Consider the following 26,406-nt stretch of genomic DNA (forward strand, 5'->3'; position numbering starts at 1 on the left):
GACGCAACCGGCTTCAACGACAGCGTCGCGCTCACCGTCAACGGTGCCGGTGGCACCACCGCAAGCGACAACCTCGTCGTCCATGTCGTCGACGACGTGCCGACCGCCACCAATGACGGGCCCTACACGGTGGTCGAGGACGGCGCCGGCGCGGCCAACACGCCGCCGACCAGCACCGTGTCCGGGGACGTGCTTGCCAATGACGCCTCGGGCGCCGACACGCCCCAGAGCTTCGTCAGCTGGTCCGCCGGCGACGCGGCCGCGATCGCGGCGCTCAACACCTATGGCACGCTGACGCAGAACGCCAACGGCACCTGGAGCTACGTGCTTGACAACAGCCGCGCCGCCACCCAGGCACTGACCGCGGCCAGCAACCTCAGCTACACGCTGCACTACACCATGCAGGACGCCGACGGCGACACCTCGTCGGCAACGCTGACCATCAACGTCACCGGCGCCAACGACACCGCCTCGGTGGTCACCGCCTCGGCCCAGGGCCCGGACAACACCGTCTATGAGGCCGGCCTCAACCCGAACGGCTCGAATGCTGCCTCCAACACCGAGACCAGCACCGGCTCCTTCACCATCGCGGCCAGCGACGGCATCCAGAACATCGTCATCGGCGGCACCACCTTCACGCTGGCCCAGATCCAAGCCTTCAACGGCACGCAGACCGTCAACACCGGTGAAGGCATCCTGACGCTGACCGGCTACAGCGGCGATGCCCATTCGGGCACCGTCTCCTACAGCTACACGCTGTCGGCAACCATCGACAACGACAGCAAGGTGCCGACCGGCAACGATACCGTCGACGCAACCGGCTTCAACGACAGCGTCGCGCTCACCGTCAACGGTGCCGGTGGCACCACCGCAAGCGACAACCTCGTCGTCCATGTCGTCGACGATACCCCTGCCTTCACCCTCATCAATGACGGTAACCACGATGGCATTGTGAGCCTGTCGGCGCTCAATCCGGCAACGGCCACCACCTACACCGGCCAGTTTGCCGAGTGGCAGTACGGAGCGGATGGGTTTGGCAGCATTTCGGCGACGGGGCAGAATGTACAAGTTGCCTCCAGCTCGGCATCCCAGATCGTGCTCAACCTGTACGAAGGAACTGATGTCGTTGCTGTCCTAACTTTGAATGCCGATGGTACCGACTCGCTTGAAGTGCTGCACCGAGCAGGTGATGTCGTCTTTACTCCAATCGCGGCGACTTCAGCGACAGCCGGGGGACCGACAGGTTCACTGGTCGTGGATTTGGGTGCTGCCACCGACTTCAACATTCTTGTGACGGGCGATGACGGCGTTGCCCCCACCGGCCAACCTGGGGATTTGGTGAACACCAGTAACCAAGGTTGGGCGGTCAAGGGGAGCTCCGGTCAGACAAATGACCCCGGTGAATCCATAAAGTTCGCATTCGTCAACGATAGTAACAATACGACCCCTCACAGCGTCGACGATTTCAAGTTCACGACCGAGGGCTACACTGGCGGCATGTCGACGGCCAAAATCACCGTCTTGGTTTACACCGATGCCACGCATTATGATCAGGTGACGCTCAACGTGACTTCGGGCCAGGTCCTCCAGATCAGCCAGCTTGACTGGTCGGCTGTCGCGGGTACCACCAATTATGTAGCCGGCGACGACATTTACGCTGTCAAAGTCATCAGCGATGCCTCAAATAGTGGCGGGTTCCGTCTGAATGGCGTCGAGGTCGGCGCGCAGTCTGAAACGCCGCCGGCGGATCTCGACTTCAACGGCATCAACGTGACGATCACGGATCAAGACGGCGATACCGCCACGCAAACCTTCAATGTCCATATCGATGGCACGACGGGCGATCAGCTGACCGTTGAGGCGATCGCCGGGACTTCCGGAAATGACAACCTGCTTGGCACATCCAGCAACGACACCCTGGTCGGCGGTGCCGGCGACGACTACCTCGACGGCGGTATCGGCAACGACATCCTGATCGGAGGCACGGGGCTCAATCACATGACCGGTGGTGCCGGCAACGACACGTTTGTGATCGATCCATCCAAGCTTACGGTCCACGTGGCCGATGTCATCGCAGACTTCAATGCACAGGGTCAGGATGTTATCGACTTGTCTGATCTGCTCAAATCCCTCGGGGCTAATGCGCCGACTACGGATGGGCAGGTGGGCAGCACGGTCGATGTTACGTTCGACGGTGGCTCGGCTCATGTGATGGTCGACGACAACGGCACCGCCAGTGGCGGCAACATGGTCGAGGTGGCGACGTTGACGAACGTTGGAGTCGGTTCAACGATCAACATTCTTTACGATCACAACCAGCCGACCCATTCGGAAACTGTGACAGTCTGATGAACGGCACCGAAACTTTGGCTCAGTGACGTAGCGCGCGGCCGCACTCCCATGCTATGTATCAGCGAACCGTGAATTGGCAATTCGAAGAGGGGCTTACATGAGACATTCCGCAAGACTTCTGGCTTCGGCCACGGCGCTGCTCTTGGCCGGATCGACGGGCTTTGCCGCCGACATCATCGGCGAGCCGGCGGTGAACTATTGCCGCACCGTCGGCACGTCGGACCTGGTGCTGACCGACAACATGGTCGAGCTCAAGGACCGGGTGGTGAAGCTGATGGACGACTCCATCGCCGTCGCCAACAGCCCGGAATGGATCAACTCGTCGCGCCCCGCCTTCGTCTGGGCATCGGAAGCCAAGGTCGCCTGCGGCAAGGCCTATGGCTACCTGAAGACGAACTACAAGGACGAGGACTATCTCAACAAGTGCGAGTGCTTCCACGACCGCATGGTCGAGTACATGCACTGAGCTGACGGTCGAACGCTGCGCCGATCGGCCGCGATGATGGTCATGAGAGCCTGGGCGGAGGCGGTTGCCTGCGCGTGCACGGCGCCGGCTGACGCCTATGCCGGCGCCGCTTGGCATTTCCGGCGGCGTTGTTTGCGGGCCTTGCCGCTGCGCAGTTTTCCTGGAATTGCGCTCGCCGTTGTCGCGGCCGTCTCCGGCTGCCAGTCGAAGACCGGCGCATCGGCGGTGCTGGATCCCTCGGCGATCGCCGCGCCCGGCAGCCAGGCCGGCAGCCCAGCCGCCCAGCCCGCGCAGCAAGCCGGCGGCCCTGCAAGCACCGCGCCGAAGGGAAATCTGACGCTCGGCACCGGCGCGACGAAGATAACGATGCTTTTGCCGCTCTCGGCCTCCGGCAGCGCCGGCGAGAACGGCAGGAAGATGTATGATGCCGCGCGCCTCGCGATGACCGATCTCGGCGACAAGCTGGTGACGCTGACGATCGAGGACACGCGCGGCGACAGCTCCTTAGCCAAGGACCTTGCGGTGAAGGCGATCACCTCGGGCGGCGCGAGGGCCGTCATCGGCCCGGCCGAGCTGGGCGCCGCGCAGCACCTTGCGAAACTCTCCGGCACGCAACGGCCGCCGGTGCTGGCGCTGGCCGACAATTTCGCCGGCGGCCCGGGCGTCTATTCGGTGCGCCTCAGCGAAGCCGACAGCGCGGCCGCGGGCGCGGCGGCGATCGCCGGCAAGGGCGCCAAGAAATTCGTGCTCATGGTGCCGGCGGGCGCTGACGCCAGCGCCGTCGAGGCCAGGGTCGCCAACGCGCTCAGCATCTATGGCGCGGCGCTTGCCGTGACGCTCCCCTATTCGGCGTCGGACGGCGCGAAGGCGGTGTCCGACATGGGCTCGCTGGTCGAGGCGCCCGACGCCGTCGTCGTCGCCAGCGGCGACGGCAGCCCGACCGCCGTGCTGGCCGCACTAAAGGCAAAAGCCATTCCGGGCAAGGCCGTGAGCCTGATCGGTACCGACCGCTGGCTCGAACGTCCGATCGACCCGCTCTACGAGGGCGCCTATATCGCGACGCTCGACCAGGGCGAGACCGGACCGATCGCCGACCGTTTCAAGGCGACCTACAACTACCAGCCCGATGTCAACGTCGCCTATGCCTACGACATGGTGGCGCTGTCGGCGGGCATAGCGAGCTCGGTCGGCCCCAACGGTTTCTCCAAGCAGGTGCTGGAGAACACGAGCGGCTTCCGCGGCTCGACCGGCCTGTTCCGCTTCCGCGCCGACGGCTCGAGCCAAAGATCGATGCCGTTCTTCAAGGTGGAAAAGGGTAGACTGAAACTGGTGGAGAAGCAGACGGCTGGGTTTTAGAGGGGGCGACGGCGGCGCCTGCGAAGTCTCAAATCGGACTGGCCGGACGCGTGACCTGACGCGACGGACTCCACTGCGCAACTAGGTTGACAACCAGGATCGAGATAACCCCCACTGCCGCCCCAGAGAGGACGTCAACAAGGTAGTGACCACCTTCTGGGACGGTGGCGAGGATCATAATTGCGTTGATCACCACCACCGGCAAAAACAGGATCGAGCGTCGCAAGTTGTAAGTGATTATGATGCCAAGCGCGGTGTGGAAAGAAGGAAAGCTTGTAAGCCCAATCGTATTGGTAATCAGAAATGTGAATGGCGCTGAAGTACGCAGTTGCGCCAAAGTCGAAAGATGAGCGAGACCTCCAACAGCCGTAAAATGGTTGAAAGTGCCGCGATCAGGCATGTGGAAGGCGTATGCACCGGCGGCGGGCACGGCCAGCATCAGGATGCCGGTCATAAGGCCTGAGAGAGCACTTAAAGCCACGAATTCCAGCACCCGTTCGCGTCGACCCCAGATCGATTGCACCAGAAAGACCATTGGAAGCTCGTAGGAAAGTGCGGCGTAGCAATAGACCATCGTAGTCGCCACTGAGGGAACCCTGTTGGCGAGTTCGACTGTTCGGAGCCAGTCGAAGCCGATTGCCGCGTCAAACGAAGCCAGGTAGGCGTCCATCAGCGGACGCGTTGTGTTCGCCGCAAGGTACATGAACAGGAAACTCGCCATTGAAAGCGGAATGAACAGCATCAGGAAGGTGCCCACATTCTTCATGGCGTCAATTGTGCCTGCCAAAAAGGCTTGCATTGCGTCCGGGAACTTGGGCCGCCGCATCTCTATGACCCGCGCCGCGGCAAAGAAGAACGCTATCAGAGGCACCGCTTTCAACAGATAGACTGCGTTGGAAGGGCCGACTATCAGATGCGATTGCGGGAGCATGACGAGATCGGCCGCCACGAAGATTGCCGTCACGAAGATAACAAGTGTCACGTAGCGCCGGGATACCGACCGTTTCATCCTCCCTCCGTCCGGTTCCGCTAACAGAGAACTCTGGAGCAGCCCCCGCCGCTTTTCGATTTGCCCGGTCACATCAGTTTTGAGGTAGGCGTAGTTTAATTAAGCTGCTCCAAGATCCCAGAACTGGTTGCCACAACAATGGCGTGATACGTTTGCAAAGCTATGGCGCAGATGGCGGCTGCAGAGATCGGCACGCCGAATGGCACGACACCCTTGCGGTCCATGTGCTGCACATAGTGGCGAAACATCCCGGCCGGCAGCAGGAAGGGATTCTTGACCAATGCAGCCGTACCGATCGCGAAGACCAGCAGCAGCACGGCAAAGACCAGGAGATTGCTTCCGCCAATCAGAAACGGCGTTACGCTCATCAGCTTGACGTCGCCGGCGCCAATTTTGCGCAAAAGCCAGAAGGGAAAGAGCGCAAGGAACAGCATAACGCCGCCGAACGCGCTAATCCCCATCTCCAACCATGAGTGAGTTTGCAGTGATTGGAATTGCAGCGCGCCAAGGCCGAGGCAGAGCAGCAGCAGCACGTCACGGTTGGATATCCGCTGCGTGACGAAATCTGTCCAGGCGATCCTTGCCAGCAACAGGATTGCGGACGCTTTGAATACAAGCGAAGCAGCCAGCAACATAGGACGTTCTACCGCTCTATGTTCTGCACGCTGGATGACAAAAGCTTCAAATTGTTGGCCACGGTCGGATCGTTCGGCGCCAGCTCATAAGCCTTGAGGAAATTGCTGCGCGCGTCCTGCAGCTTGCCGCGCAGCAGATAGGAATAACCGACATTGTTGTAATATTCCGGCGTCGCGCCGAGCAGGCGGTAGGCCCGGCCATAGGCGAGGTCGGCCAGATCGAAGCGGCGAATGCGGTCACATGAGGCGGCAAGGCCCAGCCAGGCGACGCCGTCATTGGGCGCAAGCCGCGTCGCCTTGTAGAATAGGGCGCCGGCATTGCCATAATTTTCGGAACGGAACTGGGTCTTGGCTTCGGTAATCGCCTGATCGGAGGCATAGTAGTCGACGTCGCTCACTGTCTTCAGCCCGTCGAAGGTATCACCAAAGGCGGTATAGTCGCCTTTGGCGGGCTCGTTGGTGCGGACAACACCGTTGGCGATGTCGTTCGTTTGGCAGCCTGCAAGGAAAATAAGCAGCAGGCTGGTCACGACTGCGAGGCGCTTTGGCCGTGTCATTGTGTGTCCCACGAATCCCCGACTCTGTTTTAGAGGCTAATCATGCGACCGGCTAGAAGAAAATGCCCTTCATGCGAATGATCACGGGTAGCATAATGACCATCAGCACCACCGGAAAGATACAGAGGCCAAGCGGGATCATCATCTTGACGGGCAAGGCGTTGGCTCGCTCTTCCGCCCGCAGGATCCGCTGACCGCGCATCTCGGCGCTGTAGACGCGCAGGGCATCGGTGAGACTGGTGCCGAGCTCTTCCGATTGCCGGAACAGTACTGCCAATGCCTTGGCTTCATCCAGCCCGATGCGATCGGCGAGCTCGCGTAATGCCTCGCGCAAAGGCTTACCGGCTCGCAGTTGAAGATTCATAATCGTAAGCTGGATGCCCAGCCATTTATGGGTGCCCGCCAGTTCCTGGCTCACCCGTTCGACCGCCGCCTCCAGGCTCATACCGGCGTCGGCACAGGTAATCATCATGTCCATGAAATCGGGGAAGGAGCGGCGATAGATCTCCTTCTGCGTATTCTCGAAGCGATCGAGCATGATGCTCGGGATGACGATGCAGCCGAGGCCGATCAGGCTCGCGCCCGCGAAAGCGAAGAAGCCCGGCAGTCGCGGCGGCAATACCCTCGACAGGAGGGCATACATGACCAGAAAGCCTACAGCGACGGCCCCAAGCCGGCAGAGCGTGTAGATGAGAGGCGCGCTCGCCTGATAAAAGCCGGCGCGGAAGAGCTTGGCTTCGAGCGCGTCTGGCTCGTTGCGCTCCTTCTCCATCGACTTGAAGTAGGCTTCGACCGGCTTTTGCGCCGCGGCCCTGGCGAGATGGTCCTGTCCCAGGATCGAGCGGCGGTCCACGGCCCCATCGCCGACGAGACTGCCCGCCACCAGCCTGTGGGTCTGCATCGCCGGCAGGAACACCAGTGCGGCGAACAGAAACAAAGCTGCCGCCGCCACGAAAACGGCGAGAGAGATCAGAAAGCTCAGGTCGGTTGTGTTCGAAAGCAGGCTCATGGTCGCTCCTAGAAATCGAAAGTGACCATGCGGTACATGATGTAGTCGCCGAGCAACGCCCAGATCCCGAACGTCAGGAATACCGGCAGGATCAACGGGTTGCCCCAGACCTTGCCATAGTAGGAAGGCGCCACGAGCATCAGGATCAGAAACATAACGACAGGAAACAGCGAGATGATCCAGGCGGATGCACGGCCCTCGGCCGAAAGCGCCCTGATCTTCAATCCGAGCTTCTGTCGTTCGCGCAGCACGGACGAGAGGTTCGCAAGGATCTCGGTGAGGTTTCCGCCCGTCTTGGCCTGGATCGAGAGCGATACCGACAGGAGATGCAGGCCCTCGAAGCCGACACGCTCCGACAGTTTCCGCACTGCCTGCTCCATGCTGAGCCCGAAGGTGATCTCGTCGGCGACGATGCCGAATTCCGTGCCGAGCGGATCAGGCATTTCGCGGGCGACCAGGGCGATTGCGACCGGCGCCGGGTGACCGGCGCGGAGAGAGCGGACGATCATGTCGAGCGCGTCGGGCAATTGCCTGGCGAACTTCAGGATCCGTCTTTTGCAGGCCCGACGCAGGACGAGAAGCGGCAATGCGAAGCCCACTGCCAGGAAGACGAGGAGCGCCGCGAGCGCGGAAAGACCGATCAGGAGCCAGAGAAGCAACGCCAGCCCTAAACCTGCGAGAAGGAACGACACCGCGAAAGTCATTGGATTTCCGGTCACGCCGGACTGGGTATACAACCGGTTCAGCCAGACAAAACCGGAGACAAAGTCTCCTGAATCGGTCAGCCCGCGTTCGCGCAGCAGACTTTGCAGGGTCTGCTCCGCGGGAGCATCATCGGCGAGGCGGCGAAGCCGGTGATTGACCGCGGCCCGACGCGAGCGGCGACTGGCCAGCGATAGGTAAAACGCCTCGCCGGCAAGGATGACGGAGGCCGCTGCCACCACATAGATGAAATAGAGTAGCGCCTGTCCGGTCAGCATTACATGGCAACCTGCGGATTGAACGCGTCCTTGCCGAAATGAAGGCCTAGCGTTGCTGCCTCCGAGGCGAAGCGCGGGCGCACGCCGGTCGCGCGGAATTCGCCGATGATCGCGCCGTCGGCGGTAACGTCGCGCCGGATATAATGATAGATTTCCTGCAGCTGGACGACATTGCCCTCCATGCCCGTGATCTCCGAGATGGAGACGACGCGCCGGCCGCCATCGGACAGACGCTGCGTCTGCACGATGATGTCGATGGCCGAGGCGATCTGAGCGCGTATGGAGTCGTGCGTCATCGGCATTCCCGTCATGCCGACCATCTGCTCCAGTCGCGAAATGGCGTCGCGTGGCGTGTTGGCATGGATGGTGGTCATTGAGCCTTCATGGCCGGTGTTCATGGCCTGCAGCATGTCGAAGGCTTCTTCGCCGCGCACCTCGCCGACGATGATGCGGTCCGGTCGCATGCGCAGCGCGTTCTTCACCAGCTCGCGCTGGCGAATCTCGCCCTTGCCCTCGACATTGGGGGGACGCGTTTCGAGCCGGCCGACATGCGGCTGCTGCAGCTGCAGTTCCGCCGCGTCCTCGATGGTGACGAGACGCTCCTTTGACGGGATATAGCTCGACAAGGCGTTGAGCAGTGTCGTCTTGCCGCTGCCGGTGCCGCCGGAAACCAGGATCGATTTGCGCGCCTGCACCGCGATCCGCAGCATGTCGATCATGGGCTGGCGGATCGAATTGAACGCCATCAGGCGTTCCAGCGAATAAGGATTCTTGGAGAATTTGCGGATCGACACCAGAGGACCATCGACCGAAACCGGTCGCACGGCGATGTTGACGCGTGAACCGTCGTCCAGACGTGCATCCGCCATCGGCGAGGATTCATCGACCCGCCGGCCGATATTCGACACGATTTTGTTGATGATCCGGAGCAGATGCGCCTCGTCGCGGAAACGGATCGCGGTTTGCTCTATCATGCCGCGACGCTCGATGAAGACGCGCTCATGCGTGTTGATCATGATGTCGGTGATCGTATCGTCCTTGAGCAGAGGTTCGATCGGACCGAGACCCAGCATCTCGTCGGCCGTGTCGCTGGTCAGTTGATCGAGTTCGCGAGCATTCAAGGGAACGTTCCGGCCGCGCACGAACTCACGCACGATCGGCCGTATCTCATTCAGGATCTCGTCCTTTGACGCGCTTTCGAGCGCTGTCAGGTTGAAACGATCAATGAGATGACGATGCAGTTCGACCTTGAGAGTAAGGAAGTCATCGCCCTGCGGTTCGGCTTCGGCCGCGGGAGCATTGGCCGCTCCATTCGACGCAGGCACGACCAGCGCCGGCGGCGTTTTCTGTTCGTTCGGCCCTTTGATGAAGCGACCCAACATGCCGCTTAACCCCTTATGATTTTCCCCGGCGACGAAACTAAGCGTTAACCACGAGGGGCACAAGCGGCCTGCAAGCCACAAAGCATGTATTACTTGCGACATAGTTAAGAAATAGCGATTTGAGAAATCGTTTTATTTTTGCCGTGCTCCACACTCACCGACCAAAGTCTTAGGACCTTTGTCACCGCATCTGCGGTCACCTCTCTAACCCACTTAATATAAATATATATGTCATGCTTCTAATGTGTACCTTTGGGGGCACAGGCGTGGCCGAATTGTGAATGAATGGTTAAGATCGCTTGAAAAACGAAACGAATCAAGCTGTTGTCAAAATTGAGAAAGTCTCAAATCGAGTATTGGAGGGTTAAGGGACTGTTAATCCGTTTGACTCGGCTTTTTTGCGGGACCTAGGATTGAATTCGACGGGGGATGCTTGGGTATGGGGTTCATCCTTAGGCTCGTCTCGTCGGGTTCAAACCTCCAAAGGGAGAAATTGGCATGAAGAAGCTCATGACGATGGCCCGGCAGTTCCGCGACGACGATAACGGCGCTGCTATGGTCGAATATTCGATTCTGATCGGTATCATCACCGCAGCGGCGATCGCCTTTATCGTCGGCGTCGGTATTTATGTCACCGATGCGTGGAGCACGCTGTGCACCACTCTCAAGTCCCACGATGCGGCGGTGACCTGCACCTGATCTAGAAACTGACCAGGCCCGGAGGTAACCTTCGGGCCTGGTCGAGTTGATATAACGAGGTAATCTCGGGCTGAGTGCGATCTGCCAGCGCTATGGCAGGTCTACTTCAATGGGGTTTGGGGAAATGCGCGCCAATACACTCATTATGATCGTGCTCGCCGGTATATTCGGCGTTTTGGCGGTCGTGCTTATCAACATCTGGCTGGCGGGCCAGCGCAATGCCCTGGCTCAATCGAACGGTGTGCAGGCCAGCACGGTTGTGGTCGCGGCAGTGCCCTTGAAATTCGGCGACGCTTTGAGCGCCGACAAATTGCGTGAAATCGCGTGGCCGGCAGGAGCGGTGCCCGCGGGCGCCTTCAAGACGATCAAGGATGCTATGACCGGCAACGGCGCGCGGCAGGCACTTCAGACGATCAGCGCCAATGAGCCAATCCTGGCCTCCAAAATCACTGGCGCCGGGCAACGCGCAACGCTTTCTGCAGTGCTTGGCGAAGGCATGAAAGCGGTTTCGATCCGTGTCAACGATGTGCTCGGCGTTGCGGGTTTCGTGTTCCCCGGTGATCGGGTCGACGTGTTGTTGACGCGCACGGTTCGCGACAGCGAAGGAGCAGACAAGAGCTTCGTCGACGTGCTGCTGCAGAGCATGAAAGTGCTCGCGGTCGACCAAGTGGCCGATGAAAGCAAGGACAATCCTCAGGTCGTGAAATCGGTGACCCTCGAGGCCAGCACCAAGGACGCGCAGAAGCTGACGCTCGCTGCCGGCGCCGGCCAGTTGTCGCTGGCGCTCAGGCAAACCGCGGCGAGCCAGGGCGAAACGACGGAGCGTGTGACACTCGCCGACCTGACCGGCGACACGCCAGACGATGTCGCAAGGCGGCAGGCGGAGTTCGACAGGCAGAAGGCCGCGGAAGCCGCCGCCGCCGAAGAGCGTAAGCAGGCCAATGAAAAGATCGATGGATTGGCCCAGGCCGTGGAACGGGTTGGAAGCCGGATCGATCAATTGAGCAAGGTGAAACCCACTGTGGCACCCGCACCACAACCGCAAGAAGTTGTAAAGGAAGTGGTAAAATATGTGCAGCCGGAACCGCCAGCCCGGGCTACAATCGGAGTATTTCGCGGCGTGAAGCTCGAAACATACGACGTGCCGCGACAGAGATAGCGAAAGGCGCATTCGGATAGGGGGATCCGGGTGGGTCCGCTGGGATGGATCCGCAAGGGGGACGATCTAGATGCGAATTTTTCGGGGATCACTGGCCGCCGCCGCTCTGGCCTGGTCCTGTATTGTGTTGCCGTTGAGCCCTGCGGTTCATGCCGCCGACCGCTTCATCGACGTATCGAGCCCGTCGCTACATCGCGTGTTCGTGCCCGTTTCTCAATCCGCCACGATCCAGGTCAACGCCACACTGGGCGATATCGTCGTCGGTGACGAAAAGATCGCCGACGCGCAACCGATGACCGACAAGACGCTCTACATCATCGGCAAGAGCGTCGGCACCACAACCGTCAATCTGTTTTCCGAGGACAAGCGCTCGCTGGGCGCCATCCAGATCGAGGTCGGCCAGGATGTCAGCGACATGGCGGCGGCCATTCGCCAGGTGGCGCCGAAGGCCCGCATTGAGATCGGTTCCATCAACGGCAAGATTCGACTGAGCGGCCATGTCAAGGACGCCGCGACGCTCGCATCCGTCGTGGAAGTCACGCAGCAATATGGACCTGATGCGATCATCAACGCCGTGACAATCGACGATAGCCAGCAGGTGAATCTTGAAGTGCGCGTGCTGGAAGCCAAGCGCAACGCGGGCCGCGATCTCGGCGTTTCAATAAAAAGCACGAATGGCAGTGGCACAAGCCGCACCGGGACTGGCATTGCGGCCGTCGACGAAGATGGCGTGGTGCTGGGACCGGGGGACCTGCTCAGCGGCCTCTTGTCGAACACCAATCCCTTCGCGGCGCTGATCACCCGCGTTATCGACAGCAACATCAAGGTCGATCTGATCATCGAAGCGCTCGAGGCCAAAGGTGTGGTGCGCACGCTGGCCGAGCCCAACCTCACGACGCTTTCAGGTGAGACTGCCAGCTTCAACGCCGGCGGCGAAGTCCCGATCCGGAGCATCGGCACTGATGGCCAAGTCCAGATCGACTTCAAGCAATTCGGCGTCAATCTTCTGTTTACACCGGTCGTGATGGACGACAGCAAGATCCATATCAAACTGGCGCCAGAGGTGAGCGACCTGACCGGCTTCACCACAGCCGGCGACCCCATCTTCACCAACCGCAAGCTGCAGACCGTGGTCGAACTGCGCGACGGCCAGAGTTTCGCTGTCGGCGGGCTCCTGTCCAGCAAGACTACCAAGCTGCAGAACCAAGTGCCGTGGCTCGGCCAGGTGCCGGTCATCGGCACTCTGTTCCGCAATTCGAGCAACCAGAAGGAAGAAACCGAACTGGTCGTCGTCGTCACGCCGCACCTCGTGCGACCGGTAAAACCCGGCCAACAGCTGGCGACGCCGTTCGACAAGACGCGGCCGGCCAACGACCCGGAGTTCTTCATCCTCGGGCAACTCGAGGTGAACAAGGACATGATCCGCAAATATGAACACGGCGAAGGCGTGACTGGTCCCTATGGCCACATGTTGGATGTGAAATCGAAGGACAAGCTGGTCTATGTCAAGAAATAAGCTCCTGCTCGTCTTTCTCGGCTCCAGCCTGCTCGCGGGCTGCGCCGCGGACTATCTGAACAACTACGACACAATGACCTTGGCGGCGGGCGATTCGCAGAAAGCCAACCAGCTGCTGCAGACAGTCGATCCGTACAGCCCGGCTTCGAACAACACGAAGATCGAAGGCGATGGCGCTCGGTCCGTCGGCGTCGTGCAGAGATACAAGTTCCCGCCAGCGCCGGCGCCAACGACGAACATGACGGTGAATGTCGGCCCGGCCGGCACGCAGTGAATTAAGCAGAGGGATGCGGTGCGTCAGGCGCGCGAGGACGCCTGGCACGAATGGAACAGAGAGTAAGATCATGTTGAGGACCATTCGTGAATTCTGGAACGATCAACGCGGCATAGCGATGATCCTCGTCGCCATCATGCTGCCGGTGCTCGTCGGATTCGCCATCTTGGCGATCGATATGAGCCGCGCCAACAGCCTTCACAATGACCTGCAGAAGGGTGCCGACGCCATGGCTCTGGCGGCGGCCGGCGAGCTCGATGGTAGGGCCGACAGTATCAGCCGGGCCAAAAGAGCGCTAGCCAACCTCGTTACCGGCAAGGACCCCAGCCTCGGTTCCGGGAACAAGTATTCGTTCTCAGGCACATCGACCGTGGCTCAAACACTTACCGATGCCGGCGTGACAGTACGCTTCCTGAGATCAATACCGCCATCTGATGACGAAGCGATCAGAACGGAAGACGTGATCACCGACGAGATCACCGACGCCAAGGATGCCATTTTCGCCGAGGTCAGGGTAACGCCAGTTGGCTTCGATGCCATCTTCCCGGTTTCCTATCTCAACGGATCCACCAACGATTCCTTCAACGTCGGAGCGACTGCGGTCGCAGGCTTCGAGCAGTCGATTTGCGAAACCGTGCCGGTCTTCATGTGCAATCCATTCGAGACCGATACGCCAGCGACCAGCAAGACGATCCAGCAGGCGTTCGCATCGGGGGATACCTACAGCCGCGAATTCCGCATCCTGAAGGTGGACAACAACCCCGGCCCTGGCAATTTCGGCTTGCTCGACAACAATCTGCAATCACTGCGCGACGCCATCGCCATGGGCACTGCGGGCACCTGCTACAATCGTAACGCCCTCACCACCAAAACCGGCGTCACCTTGGGCCAGGTCAGCGCCGGCCTAAATGTTCGCTTCGACCTCTACAGCGGCTCGCTCAACAAATACAACAAGGACTGGAACTACCGGCCGGCGACAAACGTGCGCAAGGGGCAGAAAAGCAATACCTGCAGTAAATATGATCCCGTTACCGACAATTCGGCATTGCCGCTTCCTTCCGGATCCTGGGATGCCGGCAACAACGCCTATTCGCAAAAGATCGCCAACGCGTCGACTTTTTATGCCCAGTATTGGAGCGTCAACCACAAGGGCGCGGCCGTCCCAAGCATTCCAAGCACGAGCTACCCGACCGGAGATACAACTCAACCCGCGTCTCGATACGATGTCTACAAATATGAGATCGCGCACAGCCTGGTCGGTGACAAATCGCTGGTTCCGACGAAGGAGAGCGGGGATCCATCCTGCTTCAAAGGCGACACACCGTCGCTGGATCCCGATCGCCGGCTAATGAACCTGGCCATCGTCGATTGCCTTGCAAACGAGGACAAGATCAATGGTCATACCCAGTTGAAGCCAGACGGCTATGCGAGCGTTTTCTTGAATACGCCAGTCCAAAAATCAAACCCAAGTGACGACCCCGATGGCACTGGTGCCGAAAAGCCGATCAGTCTAGAGATCGTCGATGTCGATGGCCCCCTCGGAAACGGCACACTCGACAAGGCTTTCCGCAATGAGGCGCAGCTTTACCGGTGAGCCCGATGACCAAGCTTCGCCAGATCATTGCACGGTTCCGCGGCGACCAGAACGGCACAGCGCTGGTCGAAATGGCGATCGTCACGCCGTTCGTTCTCCTGCTATCAGCCGGCGTGTTCGAGTTCTCCAATGTCCTTAACAAACGCCTGCTTCTCGAAGCGGGCGTCGAGGATGCTGCCCGCTACATGGCGCGCTGCAGCAGCGATTGGGCTACTTGCAAGGGGCGCGCTCAAAATCTTGCAGCCAATGGCGTGGTCAGTGGCGGCAGCGCTCGAGTGACCGGATGGCTCCCGACACAAGTCGAAATCACCAAGACCTCCACGGCTGCGGTCGATACGACCACCACTCCCAATATAGAGCTCTATCTCAGCAGCAAGAGCACGGTCGACGTGGTGACGGTCAGCATGTCCTATCCGTACTACCCCGACCACGATCTCGGCCTGTGGACCTACCTCGGCTTCGGCAACCTAAACATTACGGTGTCGCACCAGGAGCGTGTCTTCGGATGGTGATGCCGCGGAGCAAATTCTGGACAAACCAGTCCGGGGCAACAATGGTCGAAGCGACCATCGTTATGCCGCTCCTGTTGACGCTTCTGCTTGGCTTTGTCGACTTTGGGTACGCCTTCTATCAATGGAATGCGGCAAGCAAGGCGGTGCAGGCCGGCGCGAGGTTGGCGCAAATTTCCACGCCGATTGCCACCGCGTTGTCGTCGGAGACTACAACCCAAGCCGATACAACTCTCGTCGGTGCTGCCGTGCCGGCTGACACTTATGACTACGTTTGCACCGCAGATTCCGCGGGAGCGGCATCGTGCACAGGTACCAGCTGTAAATCGGGCGACACATGTGCCGATCAGACATTCTTTGACTTCGTTTATGACGGCAGCACCAGTCGCGCTGGCATGCACGATTTCCTGCCCAACTTAGAGAAATCCCAAGTCAAGATCGAATATACCGCCTCCGGCCTCGGCTACTGGACCCGCCCCAGCGGCCCTGTCCCGACCATCACCGTAAGCATCGTCAATCATCCGTTCCAGTTCTTCTTCCTCGGCGGATTGCTCGGGTTCGACAACATCACCATGCCTTCCATGCTGAGTACAGTAACTGGTGAAGATTTAAAGAGTACATGGCCATGAACGCCATCGATACGAGAGTGCTGCCTACCAAACGCAAGCAGGTTGCGCTGTTTTCTTCCGATGCGAATTTCCGGCACGACGTCACCACCCGGCTCGATGCGCTGGCGATCTACGACGTCAGGGTTTCGGAAGCGGTCGAGTTCCTGAAAGGGCCGCCGGTCGATACACGTCCCGGCATCATCATCCTCGATCTCGGCAATGGCGAATTGCTCGGCAACAATGCGCTCGTCGAGGCGCGCTCGGCCTGGGCGTCGGTGCCGCTGATCGCGGTGTCGGGCGAGCTGACCTCCGAGCAGACGCGGGTGCTGGTGCGCATGAACGCGTCGGACTGGCTGCACAAGCCGCTCGACGCCAAGGAGCTGCTCAACGCCGTCACCTTCCACGATACCGGCAACCAGGGCACCAAGAGCCGCATCGTCACCTTCATCGCCGCCAGCGGCGGCGCCGGCGCGACCACGCTGGCGATCTCGGCGGCTGAGCATCTGGCCTCGAAGTCTTCCGAGCGAGCGGCCTCGACCTGCCTCGTCGACCTCGACTTCCAGAGCGCCAATTGCGGCGCCTATCTCAACCAGTTCAACCAGTTCGACCTCGCCGGCATCATCGGCCAGCCGGACCGGCTCGATGTCGAGCTGATGGATGTCATCAAGCTGTCGCGGCCTTCCGGCCTGACGCTCTATTCCTTCGAGCGGCCGCAATTGCCGTTCGAGCCGCAAGGCGCCGATTTCGTCTTCCGGCTGCTCGACCTCGTCGCCTACCGCTTCGACGACATCGTCATCGACCTGCCCAACATCGAGACGCCGTGGCACAATTCGGTGCTGCAGACGAGCGACGAGATCTTCATCGTCTTCGAGCTCAACGTCGCCTCGCTTCGGCAAGGCAAGCGGCTCTACAAGAAGATCCGCGAACTGCGCGGCAACGCCGTCTCGATCACGCTGGTCGCCAACAAGCACAAGCGCAAATGGTTCGGCAACCACTTCTCGCGCAGCGAGCTGGAGAAGATCTTCAAGGCGCCGCACATCAAGTCGCTGGCGCTCGACAACGCGCTGCTGGCCGATGCGCTGAACCGCGCCATCCTGCCCTCCGAGGTGGACGGGCGGGCCCGCTTCAACAAGGACCTGAAGCGCATGTTCAAGGAGCGGCTGGACAATGCCCAGCGCTAGCTCGAAGCGGCGGATAGCGACACGCCTTGCCGGCGCCTGCCTGATCGGCATTGCGCTGGCGTCGGCCTGCGATCTCGCCGCGGCCGGATCGAGCCTGCCGCCGCTTCCCGCCATGGGACCCAGCCTGCGCAAGACGGTCGCCTTTGAGACCGGCGAGCAGCCGGGAACGATCATCATCCGCAAAAACGAGAAGGCGCTCTATCTGGTCACCGGCCAGGGCCAGGCGCTACGCTACCAGATCAGCGTCGGCCGCGACGGCTTCGGCTGGACCGGCACGGTCAGGATAGCGGCCAAGACTGAATGGCCGCAATGGCGTCCGCCCAAGGAGATGCGCGCGCGCCAGCCGGAACTGCCGGCGATGGTGCCGGCCGGCCCCTACAATCCGCTCGGCGCCAGGGCGCTTTATCTGGCGCGCGACGGACGCGACACGCTCTATCGCATCCATGGCACCAACGATCCCAAGGGTGTCGGCTTCGACGGCACGTCCGGATGCTTTAGACTGACGAACACGGATGTGATCGATCTCTTCAAGCGCGTCGCGGTGGGCGCAAAGGTGGTGGTTGAATGACGATGATCAGCGTGCCGGACGTTCCGGCAATCGAGCTCGGCGAACAGGAAAAAGCGCCGGGCAGGCCGAACCGGGCGAGAACCATCGGCGTCGTCATGGTGGGTGCCGCGCTCGTCACCTTCGTCAACGTGACGGCCGCCATCTATCTCTATCGCGGCGTCAACGACCTTCGGGCGATAGAGGCGCGGCTCGACCAGCTCGGCCAGTTCGAGCAGCGGATCGGCGCCCGCATCGATACGGTCAACAACGGCTTCCAGAGCCGGTTCGAGACGCTGGACCGGCAGTTGCAGGCGAGCTTCGGCCGCATCAACGGCAATATTGTCCGGCTGGAGCAGGGCCAGCCCGTTGCAGTCGAGGCCGAGATGCCCCGCGCGCCCGAGCCATCCGCGTTTTCCGGCACGACGGTGGCTGAAGCGTCAGCAGTTGAAAATCCCGCCGAGCCGGACTCCGTCGACGGCTCGCCCGCGTTCAAGCGGAAGGTCGCGCCGCCTGGACCCAATCCGTCCTATCAGCGCATCCAGCAGGCCGACGGCAAGGTCTATTACAAGAAGATCAACTGACGCGGCACCGGGCGATAACGGAAGGAACTTCGGCCAGAAGCGGGTGGCTTAGAGGTCTCGCTGCAGCGCCAAAATACGAACGGCGCGGGCTTCGGCGCGCAGCCTTGCCTCGCGCAGGAAGGCGACATGGCAATAGGCGCAGGCCGCAAGCCCCAGGCACAGGACCAGGCTGTTTTTCAAGCTGAAGTCGATCATCAGTGAAAACGGCATGCCGCTCGGCATTGTGAAGGCGGCAATCGTGCTCGCCGTTTCCGCATGGCTGCTCCCCGCGAGCATCTTCCCGGCGAAAATCAGCGCAGCGTGATTTGTGAGGAAGAAGCCAGTAGACCTCTTGGCGTAGCAAGCCATCCAGCAGGCGACTGACGCAACGACGATGACCACAGCGTCGAGCGCCATCGACCCGCCGAGATAGAAGTGCACTTGCTGCCAGAACATCGTCGAGAAGGGCCGCAGCTCGAGCCAGATCCGCCACATGGTCGGGCTTGCCGAATAGGTCCCAAGAAGGAACGTCGCCGTCCGTTCGGCCGCCAGCAGGAACAGCATGAGGGCCGGGAAGGCAAAGAAGAGTGTCGGCTTGCGCGTCATGTCATCCCCTCGACGTCCGCTGCCGAGTGTAGGCCGCATTGGTTGCGCGAGACTTAACGCAACGCCTTGCTTTTCAAGCAATGTCGCCAGCGCCTAATGTATGATCCGGTGAAACGACGAGGCGCTTGTGGGCGAGGTGAAATCGACCGGCCGGCTTGCCACGATGCTCGGCGGCCTGGGGCTGGTCGCCGGCGCGCTGCTGATCGCCGGGTCCAGGCACCGGCTGGCGACCGAGCCTCCCTCGTCTCCGCCGGCCCAGGAGACAGGTGAAGCGCGGCCCGCCCCTGGCGTCGCCGTTCATGACATGCGGCCAGGCCAGCCGGCGCGCAGGATTGCCGAGGACCTCATCGCGTCGCCGCCGCTCGATGCGTCGGGAATCGAGCGCATCGAGCCCCGCCCTCCGCTCGGCGAGCTTGGCCTCGCCTCGCCGCCGAAGACGCCGATGCCGCAGGACTGGCATGAGACGCTGCTTTATCGTCCGGTCGCCACCTCGTCGGCGGTCTTCGAAGCCATGGGACGCAAGGTGATCATCGGCGGGACCGTCGATATCGACCCCGACAGGACCTGCGTGTTCGGCGATGCCGTCTGGCCCTGCGGCCAGCGCGCCCGCGCCGCCTTCAACGCCTGGCTACGCGGCCGGGCGCTCAAATGTGTCCTGCCGCCCGACGGCGACCGCTTCGCCATCGCCGCGCCCTGCGCGCTCGGCAAACAGGATGTCGGCGCCTGGCTGGTTGCCAATGGCTGGGCCATGGCGTCGGCCTCGGGCATCTACGGCAAGGCCGAATCCGTGGCCAGGGGCGCCAAGATGGGCATCTTCGGCCCGCCGCAATAGAGCGCTCCAGGAAAAGTGCCTAAAGCGCGTCGCGATCTTTCAGATTCGCTCCATGCGCTTTAGGTTTTTGATTTTACGCATGTCTTTGTCCCGAAAACCGGTCACACTTTCGGGAGACATGCTTTAACGGCTTTCCGTTCGGGATTGCGTAAAAACGGAATGGTTAAAGCCGTTCAGCGATCCTACCAAATGCTGACCTGTTTTTAGCGACCGAATCAAATCATCGAAGCGAGAAACCGGACCGCAACCACTGGCGAGCACGCATCAAGGAGAAAGACGCTGATTTCCTTCAAATTATAGACCTCGCTGAAACGGAAATCGTAACAAACCGTCTTTAAGCCAATGTGTCCAACAGGAGATTGGCCAGTGAGCACAGAAACCGAGACCGCGCCGGCAAAGGCATGGAAGCATGTCTTTTGGCTGTCCCTGCTGGGCACGGCCGGCTGCGTCGCCCTGTCACTCGGCCTGAACTACTTGCTCTTGCTCAGCGATGCGTTGACGCCGTTCGGCCGCAGCGTCATCACCGCGACGCTTGTACCCATCGTCATCGGCCTGCCGCTCTTTGCCCTGCTCGGCTGGAGAGAGGTCGAGATCCGCCGCTGCCGGCAGGAACTCACCAGGTCCGGCACCTACGACCGGCTGACCGGCTGCCTCAACGGGGCGGTGTTCACGTCGATGGTCGACAGAAGGGCGGCGAGGCCGGCCGGCCCGCGTTCGGGCGCCTTCCTGGTCATCCACCCGGAACATCTTGCATCGATCAACCTGCGCTTCGGTCTCGGCTGGGGTGACGAAGCGTTGCGTCTCATCGCCTCGGCTATCCGATCCTCGGTGCGCAAGGACGATCTGATCGGCCGTATCGGAAACTCGATGTTCGGCGTTTTCCTCCCCGGCGCGACGAAGCAGGAGGCTAAGGAAATCGGCGAACGCGTTCGAGAAACGGTCGGACAGATTTATTTCGCGCCGAAAGGCGACAAGGACGTGCTTGCCATCCGCGTCGGCGGCGTCGTCTTCGAGCATGAACTGGCGTTCGAGGACATGTTCCGGTCGGCGGAGGAACTCCTGTTGGAGGCTCAGGACGAGGCTGACCTGGCGTTGTCGCATATCAGCAACTGAACCGGCGAGCGGAACCCAGCGACCTCTGCGGGCCATAATTCCGCGGCACGTCGTTCTTCACAAGCGGCCCGGCCGCTTATGCCTCAAATGCCGCCCATGCAGAGATATTTCATCTCAAGGTAATCCTCGAGGCCGTGGCGGGACCCCTCGCGCCCGATGCCGGACTGCTTCACTCCACCAAAGGGTGCTGCTTCCGAGGACATGCGTCCGGTGTTGATACCGACCATGCCATATTCCAGAGCCTCCGCCACACGCCAGACGCGCTTCAGGTTGGAAGCATAGAAATAGGCGGCGAGGCCGTAGATCGTGTCGTTGGCCTCACGCACGACCTGATCCGCATCCTCGAACCGGATGACAGGTGCCAATGGCCCAAACGTCTCCTCCTGCGCCACCGTCATTGCGCTGGAGATATCGGTCAGGACCGTCGGCTGGAAAAAGGTGCCGTCTCTACCAATCCGGCCTCCGCCACAGCGGATCGCACCGCCTTTTCCCACGGCATCGGCGATGTGGGATTCGATCTTGGAGAGCGCGTGGCTGTCGATCAGCGGGCCGATGGCGACACCGGGATCGAAACCGTCACCGACCTGAAGCTGGCGAACCCGTTCGACGAATTTGTCGACGAACTCGTCATGCACGCCTGACTGGACGTAAAGGCGGTTCGCCGAAACGCAAGTCTGGCCGGCATTGCGGAACTTCGCCTGGACCGCCCCGTCCACGGCGGCGTCGATGTCGGCGTCGTCGAAGACGATGAAAGGCGCGTTGCCGCCCAGCTCGAGGCTGACCTTCTTGATCTGGTCCGAGCACTGGCGCATCAGCAGGCGCCCGACCTCGGTCGATCCGGTAAAGCTGATCTTGCGCACCTTGGGATTGTGGCAGAGCTCACGCCCCACCGCGGCACCCTCGGAGGCGTAGACAAGGTTCACGACACCGTCGGGAAAACCGGCCTCGGCGGCGAGCGCAAACATGGCGCCCGCGACAAGCGGCGTCTGTTCGGCGGGCTTCAGCACGATGGCGCAGCCCGCCGCCAGCGCCGGCGAGATCTTGCGCGCCACCATCGATGCGGGAAAGTTCCATGGCGTGATCGTGCCGACGACGCCGATCGGCTGCTTGATCACCAGCATGCGGCGGTCCGTCGACGGCGCCGAGATCGTCTCGCCGTAGATGCGATTGGCCTCCTCGGCATACCATTGCAGATAGGCGGCGGCGTGAGAGACTTCCGATTTGGCTTCCGCAAGCGGCTTGCCCATCTCCGCGGTCAGGATCGCCGCGAGATCATCGGTATGGGTGACGATCAACTGGTGCCATTGCCACAGCATTTCGCTGCGCTCCCGGGCAGTCAGCCCCGCCCATTCGGCCTGAGCGGCATAGGCTTTGTCGATCGCCGCGCGCGTCTCCTCGACGCCCATGTCCGGAAGCTCCGCCAAGAGTTCGCCGGTCGATGGATTGAAGACCTCAAATCTACGCCTGCCAAACGGCGCGCCAAGCGCCGGCAGACGGTCGATCGCACCAAACAGGTCGGGGGATTTCAAGTGGCGCATCATCGGCGGGCACAGGGGCAATACCGGTTTCCTCCTCAAGCAAGTTGATCGATGGCGCCAACGTTTATGCCGCGCATCCGTGCCTGTCATAGGGCCTGGGAAGGATGGCGGTAGACCCACCTGGGCAGCTGGTGTCCTCGAAGCCGTCGATAACGAATGACAGCTCTGATCAAGGGGGGGATGAGGTGCCCGAAGCGGGCTGGTGCTGCGAGAGAGGATTGAACTCTCGACCTCTCCCTTACCAAGGGAGTGCTCTACCACTGAGCTACCGCAGCCTGCGATGGCGGCGCTTCTGCCATAACGAACCGGCAAGCGCAAGGCCAAGAAAACCTTAAAACGACGCCATCTCGTTGTCCCAAAACCGCTGCGCGCCTTTGGGCGACATGCATTGAATGCCGCGGCTGTGAAAGCCGCTTCCAAGCGGCGTCCATGACATGGCCGCGCCACAATGTTAACTATGCCGGAACCACAGCCGGCTATCCGCCTGCGGGGACGGACGATGAGCGACAAGGCAAATCCACCCAAAAAGAGCGGCGGCGAGCGCAAGGACCGGCTCGCCGAGGCGTTGCGCGCCAACCTGCAGAAACGCAAGGCGCAGGCGCGTTCCCGGCGCGCTGGCGACGCTGACAAGCGGCCTGAGGGACTGTCGTCTGCTGGAAAAATGCAAAAAAAGTAACTCAAATCAGCCACACTGGCCGACCACACTTGGTCCACAGATGGGGAAATCCTATTTCTTGAACCGCATCGGCCAATAGTCTAGAGCCGGGCATACTCAACCGATTGAAACCGGCCCGTCCGGGCCGAGGGGACGTTCTTTCATGGATCGCATCAGAATTGTCGGCGGCAACAAGCTTGCCGGAAGCATTCCGATCTCGGGCGCCAAGAACGCGGCGCTGCCGCTGATGATCGCCTCGCTGCTCACCGACGACACGCTGACCTTGGAGAACGTGCCGCATCTGGCCGATGTCGAGCAATTGATCCGCATCCTCGGCAACCACGGCGTCGACTATTCGGTCAACGGCCGGCGCGAGAAGCAGCAGCAAGGCTATTCGCGCACCATCAATTTCTCCGCCCGCAACATCGTCGACACCACCGCGCCCTACGAGCTGGTGTCGAAGATGCGCGCCTCCTTCTGGGTGATCGGCCCGCTGCTTGCCCGCATGGGCGAGGCCAAGGTGTCGCTGCCCGGCGGCTGCGCCATCGGCACGCGTCCGGTCGACCTGTTCCTCGAGGGCCTGCAGGCGCTGGACGCCGACCTTGACGTCGACAATGGCTACGTCGTCGCCAAAACGAAAAACGGCCGTCTCCACGGCAATCGCTACGTGTTCCCGAAAGTCTCGGTCGGCGCCACGCATGTGCTGATGATGGCGGCCTCGCTCGCCAAGGGCGAGACGGTGCTCGAAAACGCCGCCCGCGAGCCGGAGATCGTCAACCTCGCCGAATGCCTGATCGCCATGGGCGCCAGGATTCACGGCGCTGGCACCTCCACCATCACCATCGAGGGCGTCGAGGCGCTGTCCGGGGCGCGTGTGCGGGTCATCCCCGACCGCATCGAGACCGGCACCTATGCCATGGCGGTGGCGATGACCGGCGGCGATGTGATGCTGGAAGGCGCCCGGCCCGACCTGTTGCAGACCGCGCTCGACGTTCTTGTCGAGACCGGCGCCGAGATCACGCCCACCAACGAGGGTATCCGCGTCAAGCGCAACGGCGCCGGCATTGCGCCGGTCGATGTGACGACGGCGCCCTTCCCGGCCTTCCCGACCGACCTGCAGGCGCAGTTCATGGGGCTGATGACGATGGCCAAGGGCAAGTCGCGCATCACCGAGACGATCTTCGAGAACCGCTTCATGCATGTGCAGGAGCTTGCCCGCCTTGGCGCGCACATCACGCTTTCCGGCCAGACCGCGATCGTCGACGGCGTCGCCAAGCTCAAGGGCGCGCCGGTGATGGCGACCGACCTGCGCGCCTCGGTGTCGCTGGTGATCGCCGGCCTTGCCGCCGAGGGCGAGACCACCGTCAACCGGGTCTACCACCTCGACCGCGGCTTCGAGCGGCTGGAGGAGAAGCTCTCCGGCTGCGGCGCGGTGATCGAGCGGATTTCGGGCTGACAAAGCGCCTCGGTTGCGCAGAGCGGAAAGACCGCATAACAGAAGATTGAATAATCAACCTTCAGGTGCGAATTCCGCATGGCTCTCAAGCTAATCGCGCTCGACGACCAGGATCTGAGCATTGTCTCGGCCCATGTCCAGGACGCCGTGATGAAGGTCTCCGACCTCGAATACCTGCCGGCGGCCAAGCGCTTCGTGCTGACCATGAACCGTTTCGTCTGGGAGGCGAAATCGGGCCTCTTTCGCCAACACAACGAGCGGCGGCAAAGCGTTTTGCATTTCGACCGCGTGCTCGGCGCCAAGACCAGCGGCATTCAACGCGACAAACCGGCCGAGGTGCTGTCGCTGCTGGCGGTCAGCTTCGTTGCGATCAGCAAGCCGGCCGGCATCATCGAGCTGGTGTTTTCGGGGGGCGGCACGATCATGCTCGACGTCGAGTGCATCGAGGCTCGGCTCGCCGATATCGGCGGTTCCTGGGAAGCCACCTCGCGACCCGTGCACAGGACCTGAGCCCGCATAATGGCCATCACGCTTAACCAATCCGACGCCGATTTCGAGCAGCGTTTCTCGGCATTCCTCACCACCAAGCGCGAGGTGTCGGCCGATGTCGAGGCCGTGGTGCGCGATATCATCGCGCGCGTGCGCACCGAGGGCGACAAGGCGCTCATCGACTATACGCTCAAATTCGACAAGGCCGATCTCGGCAAGCTCGGCATCGCCGTGTCCAGAGACGATATCGCCAAGGCCTATGCGGCGGCCGACCCCGCCACGGTCGAGGCGCTCAAATTCGCGCGCGACCGCATCCGTTCCCACCACGAGCGGCAGAAGCCGAAGGACGACCGCTATACGGATGCCGCCGGGGTCGAGCTCGGCTCGCGTTGGACGGCGATCGAGGCCGTCGGTCTCTATGTGCCCGGCGGCACGGCCAGCTATCCGAGCTCGGTGCTGATGAATGCGGTGCCGGCGAAAGTCGCCGGCGTCGAGCGTATCGCGATCGTGGTGCCGGCATCGGGCGGCGTCATCAATCCGCTGGTGCTGGTCGCGGCCGACCTCGCCGGCGTCTCCGAGATCTACCGCGTCGGCGGGGCGCAAGCCGTCGCCGCGCTCGCCTACGGCACCGAGACGATCAGGCCGGTCGCCAAGATCGTCGGACCGGGCAACGCCTATGTCGCCGCCGCCAAGCGCCAGGTGTTCGGCACCGTCGGCATCGACATGATTGCCGGGCCTTCGGAAGTGCTGGTCGTGGCCGACGCCGAGAACGACCCGGACTGGGTCGCCGCCGATCTGCTCGCCCAGGCCGAGCATGATGCGTCGGCGCAGGCGATCCTGATCACCGACACTGCCGAATTCGGCAAGGCGGTCGGGCAAGCCGTCGAGCGCCAGCTCAAGGCCTTGCAGCGCGCCGAAACGGCAGCCGCAAGCTGGCGCGATTTCGGCGCGGTGATCCTGGTGCCGACGCTGGAGGCCTCGCTGCCGCTGGTCGACCGGATCGCTGCCGAGCATGTCGAACTCGCCTTCGACGACGCCGAGGGCTTCCTAGCCAAAATGCGCAATGCCGGCGCCGTCTTCCTCGGCCGGCACACGCCGGAAGTCATCGGCGACTACGTCGGCGGCTCCAACCATGTCTTGCCGACGGCACGCTCGGCGCGTTTCTCGTCGGGCTTGTCCGTGCTCGATTTCGTCAAACGCACGTCGATCCTGAAGCTCGGCCCGGAACAGCTCAAGGCGCTGGCGCCTGCGGCGATCGCGCTCGCCAAGGCGGAAGGGCTCGACGCGCACGCACGCTCCGTGGCGATCCGGCTGAACATGTAGC

The 26,406-nt window shown here is 61.7% G+C and carries 27 protein-coding genes and 1 tRNA gene; 19 read left to right on the forward strand and 9 right to left on the reverse strand.

Going from position 1 to position 26,406, the window contains the following annotated elements:
• The 3 genes from ABID26_RS12535 to ABID26_RS12545 form a co-directional block, all read left to right on the forward strand.
• Positions 1-2,349: VCBS domain-containing protein (locus ABID26_RS12535; RefSeq protein ID WP_354415600.1), on the forward strand; the 2,349-nt coding region annotated here is incomplete at its 5' end.
• Between the two features lie 100 nt (positions 2,350-2,449).
• Entirely contained in the window at positions 2,450-2,818 is a 369-nt protein-coding gene (locus ABID26_RS12540; RefSeq protein WP_292372053.1) for a hypothetical protein, read from the forward strand.
• A gap of 42 nt (positions 2,819-2,860) precedes the next feature.
• Positions 2,861-4,174: an ABC transporter substrate-binding protein gene (locus ABID26_RS12545; protein WP_292372055.1), complete on the forward strand. Its 1,314-nt coding sequence runs from the start codon at positions 2,861-2,863 to the stop codon at positions 4,172-4,174.
• A gap of 28 nt (positions 4,175-4,202) precedes the next feature.
• On the opposite strand, the gene ABID26_RS12550 is transcribed toward ABID26_RS12545, so the two are convergent.
• The 6 genes from ABID26_RS12550 to ABID26_RS12575 form a co-directional block, all read right to left on the reverse strand.
• Entirely contained in the window at positions 4,203-5,183 is a 981-nt protein-coding gene (locus tag ABID26_RS12550; protein ID WP_292372057.1) for a phosphatase PAP2 family protein, read from the reverse strand.
• 95 nt (positions 5,184-5,278) lie between these two features.
• Positions 5,279-5,818, reverse strand: coding sequence for a prepilin peptidase (locus ABID26_RS12555; RefSeq protein WP_292372059.1), 540 nt, complete (start codon positions 5,816-5,818; stop codon positions 5,279-5,281).
• Positions 5,819-5,826: 8 nt separating this feature from the next.
• The gene (locus ABID26_RS12560; RefSeq protein WP_292372061.1) at positions 5,827-6,375 is read right to left on the reverse strand and encodes a tetratricopeptide repeat protein; all 549 of its coding nucleotides are present in this window, start codon (positions 6,373-6,375) and stop codon (positions 5,827-5,829) included.
• 52 nt (positions 6,376-6,427) lie between these two features.
• The gene (locus ABID26_RS12565) at positions 6,428-7,378 is read right to left on the reverse strand and encodes a type II secretion system F family protein (protein ID WP_435528573.1); all 951 of its coding nucleotides are present in this window, start codon (positions 7,376-7,378) and stop codon (positions 6,428-6,430) included.
• A gap of 14 nt (positions 7,379-7,392) precedes the next feature.
• Positions 7,393-8,364 (reverse strand): type II secretion system F family protein, encoded by a 972-nt coding sequence (locus ABID26_RS12570; protein WP_292372065.1) that lies wholly within the window; start codon positions 8,362-8,364, stop codon positions 7,393-7,395.
• Positions 8,364-9,746: a CpaF family protein gene (locus ABID26_RS12575; protein ID WP_292372067.1), complete on the reverse strand. Its 1,383-nt coding sequence runs from the start codon at positions 9,744-9,746 to the stop codon at positions 8,364-8,366. The genes ABID26_RS12570 and ABID26_RS12575 overlap by 1 nt, the downstream gene beginning before the upstream one ends.
• Positions 9,747-10,244: 498 nt before the next feature.
• Here ABID26_RS12575 and ABID26_RS12580 point away from each other — a divergent pair, with 498 nt between their 5' ends.
• The 10 genes from ABID26_RS12580 (at position 10,245) to ABID26_RS12625 (ending at position 18,414) form a co-directional block, all read left to right on the forward strand.
• Positions 10,245-10,445, forward strand: a complete 201-nt coding sequence (locus tag ABID26_RS12580; protein ID WP_292372068.1) for a Flp family type IVb pilin — start codon at positions 10,245-10,247, stop codon at positions 10,443-10,445.
• 124 nt (positions 10,446-10,569) lie between these two features.
• Positions 10,570-11,604, forward strand: coding sequence for a Flp pilus assembly protein CpaB (gene cpaB / locus ABID26_RS12585; protein ID WP_292372070.1), 1,035 nt, complete (start codon positions 10,570-10,572; stop codon positions 11,602-11,604).
• Between the two features lie 70 nt (positions 11,605-11,674).
• A complete protein-coding gene (locus ABID26_RS12590; protein ID WP_354415605.1) occupies positions 11,675-13,120 on the forward strand; it encodes a type II and III secretion system protein family protein in 1,446 nt (481 codons plus the stop codon).
• Complete coding sequence (locus ABID26_RS12595; protein WP_292372072.1) at positions 13,107-13,394, forward strand: hypothetical protein; 288 nt, start codon at positions 13,107-13,109, stop codon at positions 13,392-13,394. Before ABID26_RS12590 ends, ABID26_RS12595 begins: the two co-directional genes overlap by 14 nt.
• A 70-nt stretch (positions 13,395-13,464) precedes the next feature.
• Positions 13,465-14,988: a TadE/TadG family type IV pilus assembly protein gene (locus tag ABID26_RS12600; protein WP_292372074.1), complete on the forward strand. Its 1,524-nt coding sequence runs from the start codon at positions 13,465-13,467 to the stop codon at positions 14,986-14,988.
• A 5-nt stretch (positions 14,989-14,993) separates the two neighbouring features.
• Positions 14,994-15,500 (forward strand): TadE/TadG family type IV pilus assembly protein, encoded by a 507-nt coding sequence (locus ABID26_RS12605; protein ID WP_292372076.1) that lies wholly within the window; start codon positions 14,994-14,996, stop codon positions 15,498-15,500.
• Positions 15,501-15,541: 41 nt separating this feature from the next.
• Positions 15,542-16,126, forward strand: a complete 585-nt coding sequence (locus tag ABID26_RS12610) for a TadE family protein (protein ID WP_292372078.1) — start codon at positions 15,542-15,544, stop codon at positions 16,124-16,126.
• Entirely contained in the window at positions 16,123-17,286 is a 1,164-nt protein-coding gene (locus ABID26_RS12615; RefSeq protein WP_292372080.1) for an AAA family ATPase, read from the forward strand. The genes ABID26_RS12610 and ABID26_RS12615 overlap by 4 nt, the downstream gene beginning before the upstream one ends.
• On the forward strand, positions 17,273-17,854 hold the full coding sequence (locus tag ABID26_RS12620) for a L,D-transpeptidase (RefSeq protein ID WP_292372081.1): 582 nt from the start codon (positions 17,273-17,275) through the stop codon (positions 17,852-17,854). The genes ABID26_RS12615 and ABID26_RS12620 overlap by 14 nt, the downstream gene beginning before the upstream one ends.
• Positions 17,851-18,414, forward strand: coding sequence for a hypothetical protein (locus ABID26_RS12625; RefSeq protein WP_292372082.1), 564 nt, complete (start codon positions 17,851-17,853; stop codon positions 18,412-18,414). The genes ABID26_RS12620 and ABID26_RS12625 overlap by 4 nt, the downstream gene beginning before the upstream one ends.
• Positions 18,415-18,462: 48 nt before the next feature.
• Here the strand turns inward: ABID26_RS12625 and ABID26_RS12630 are convergent, their stop codons facing one another.
• Positions 18,463-18,999, reverse strand: coding sequence for a hypothetical protein (locus ABID26_RS12630; protein WP_292372083.1), 537 nt, complete (start codon positions 18,997-18,999; stop codon positions 18,463-18,465).
• Between the two features lie 127 nt (positions 19,000-19,126).
• Here ABID26_RS12630 and ABID26_RS12635 point away from each other — a divergent pair, with 127 nt between their 5' ends.
• Positions 19,127-19,831, forward strand: a complete 705-nt coding sequence (locus ABID26_RS12635) for a thermonuclease family protein (protein WP_292372085.1) — start codon at positions 19,127-19,129, stop codon at positions 19,829-19,831.
• Between the two features lie 366 nt (positions 19,832-20,197).
• A complete protein-coding gene (locus tag ABID26_RS12640) occupies positions 20,198-20,944 on the forward strand; it encodes a GGDEF domain-containing protein (protein WP_245460098.1) in 747 nt (248 codons plus the stop codon).
• A gap of 83 nt (positions 20,945-21,027) precedes the next feature.
• On the opposite strand, the gene ABID26_RS12645 is transcribed toward ABID26_RS12640, so the two are convergent.
• Positions 21,028-22,482 carry an NAD-dependent succinate-semialdehyde dehydrogenase gene (locus tag ABID26_RS12645; RefSeq protein ID WP_292369156.1) on the reverse strand — a complete coding sequence of 485 codons (1,455 nt, stop codon included), beginning with the start codon at positions 22,480-22,482 and terminating at the stop codon, positions 21,028-21,030.
• 200 nt (positions 22,483-22,682) lie between these two features.
• Positions 22,683-22,757 (reverse strand) — tRNA-Thr (locus ABID26_RS12650).
• 224 nt (positions 22,758-22,981) lie between these two features.
• Here ABID26_RS12650 and ABID26_RS12655 point away from each other — a divergent pair.
• The 4 genes from ABID26_RS12655 to hisD all read left to right on the forward strand — a co-directional run bounded on the left by ABID26_RS12655 (position 22,982) and on the right by hisD (position 26,405).
• A complete protein-coding gene (locus ABID26_RS12655; RefSeq protein ID WP_354415611.1) occupies positions 22,982-23,158 on the forward strand; it encodes a hypothetical protein in 177 nt (58 codons plus the stop codon).
• A 142-nt stretch (positions 23,159-23,300) separates the two neighbouring features.
• The gene (gene murA, locus ABID26_RS12660; RefSeq protein WP_292372087.1) at positions 23,301-24,593 is read left to right on the forward strand and encodes a UDP-N-acetylglucosamine 1-carboxyvinyltransferase; all 1,293 of its coding nucleotides are present in this window, start codon (positions 23,301-23,303) and stop codon (positions 24,591-24,593) included.
• 78 nt (positions 24,594-24,671) lie between these two features.
• On the forward strand, positions 24,672-25,103 hold the full coding sequence (locus ABID26_RS12665) for a DUF2948 family protein (RefSeq protein ID WP_292369115.1): 432 nt from the start codon (positions 24,672-24,674) through the stop codon (positions 25,101-25,103).
• Positions 25,104-25,112: 9 nt separating this feature from the next.
• Entirely contained in the window at positions 25,113-26,405 is a 1,293-nt protein-coding gene (hisD, locus tag ABID26_RS12670; RefSeq protein ID WP_292372089.1) for a histidinol dehydrogenase, read from the forward strand.
• Position 26,406 lies beyond the last annotated feature (1 nt).

Origin of the sequence: Mesorhizobium shonense (assembly GCF_040545255.1) — a bacterium.
Taxonomy (GTDB): Bacteria; Pseudomonadota; Alphaproteobacteria; order Rhizobiales; family Rhizobiaceae; genus Mesorhizobium; species Mesorhizobium shonense.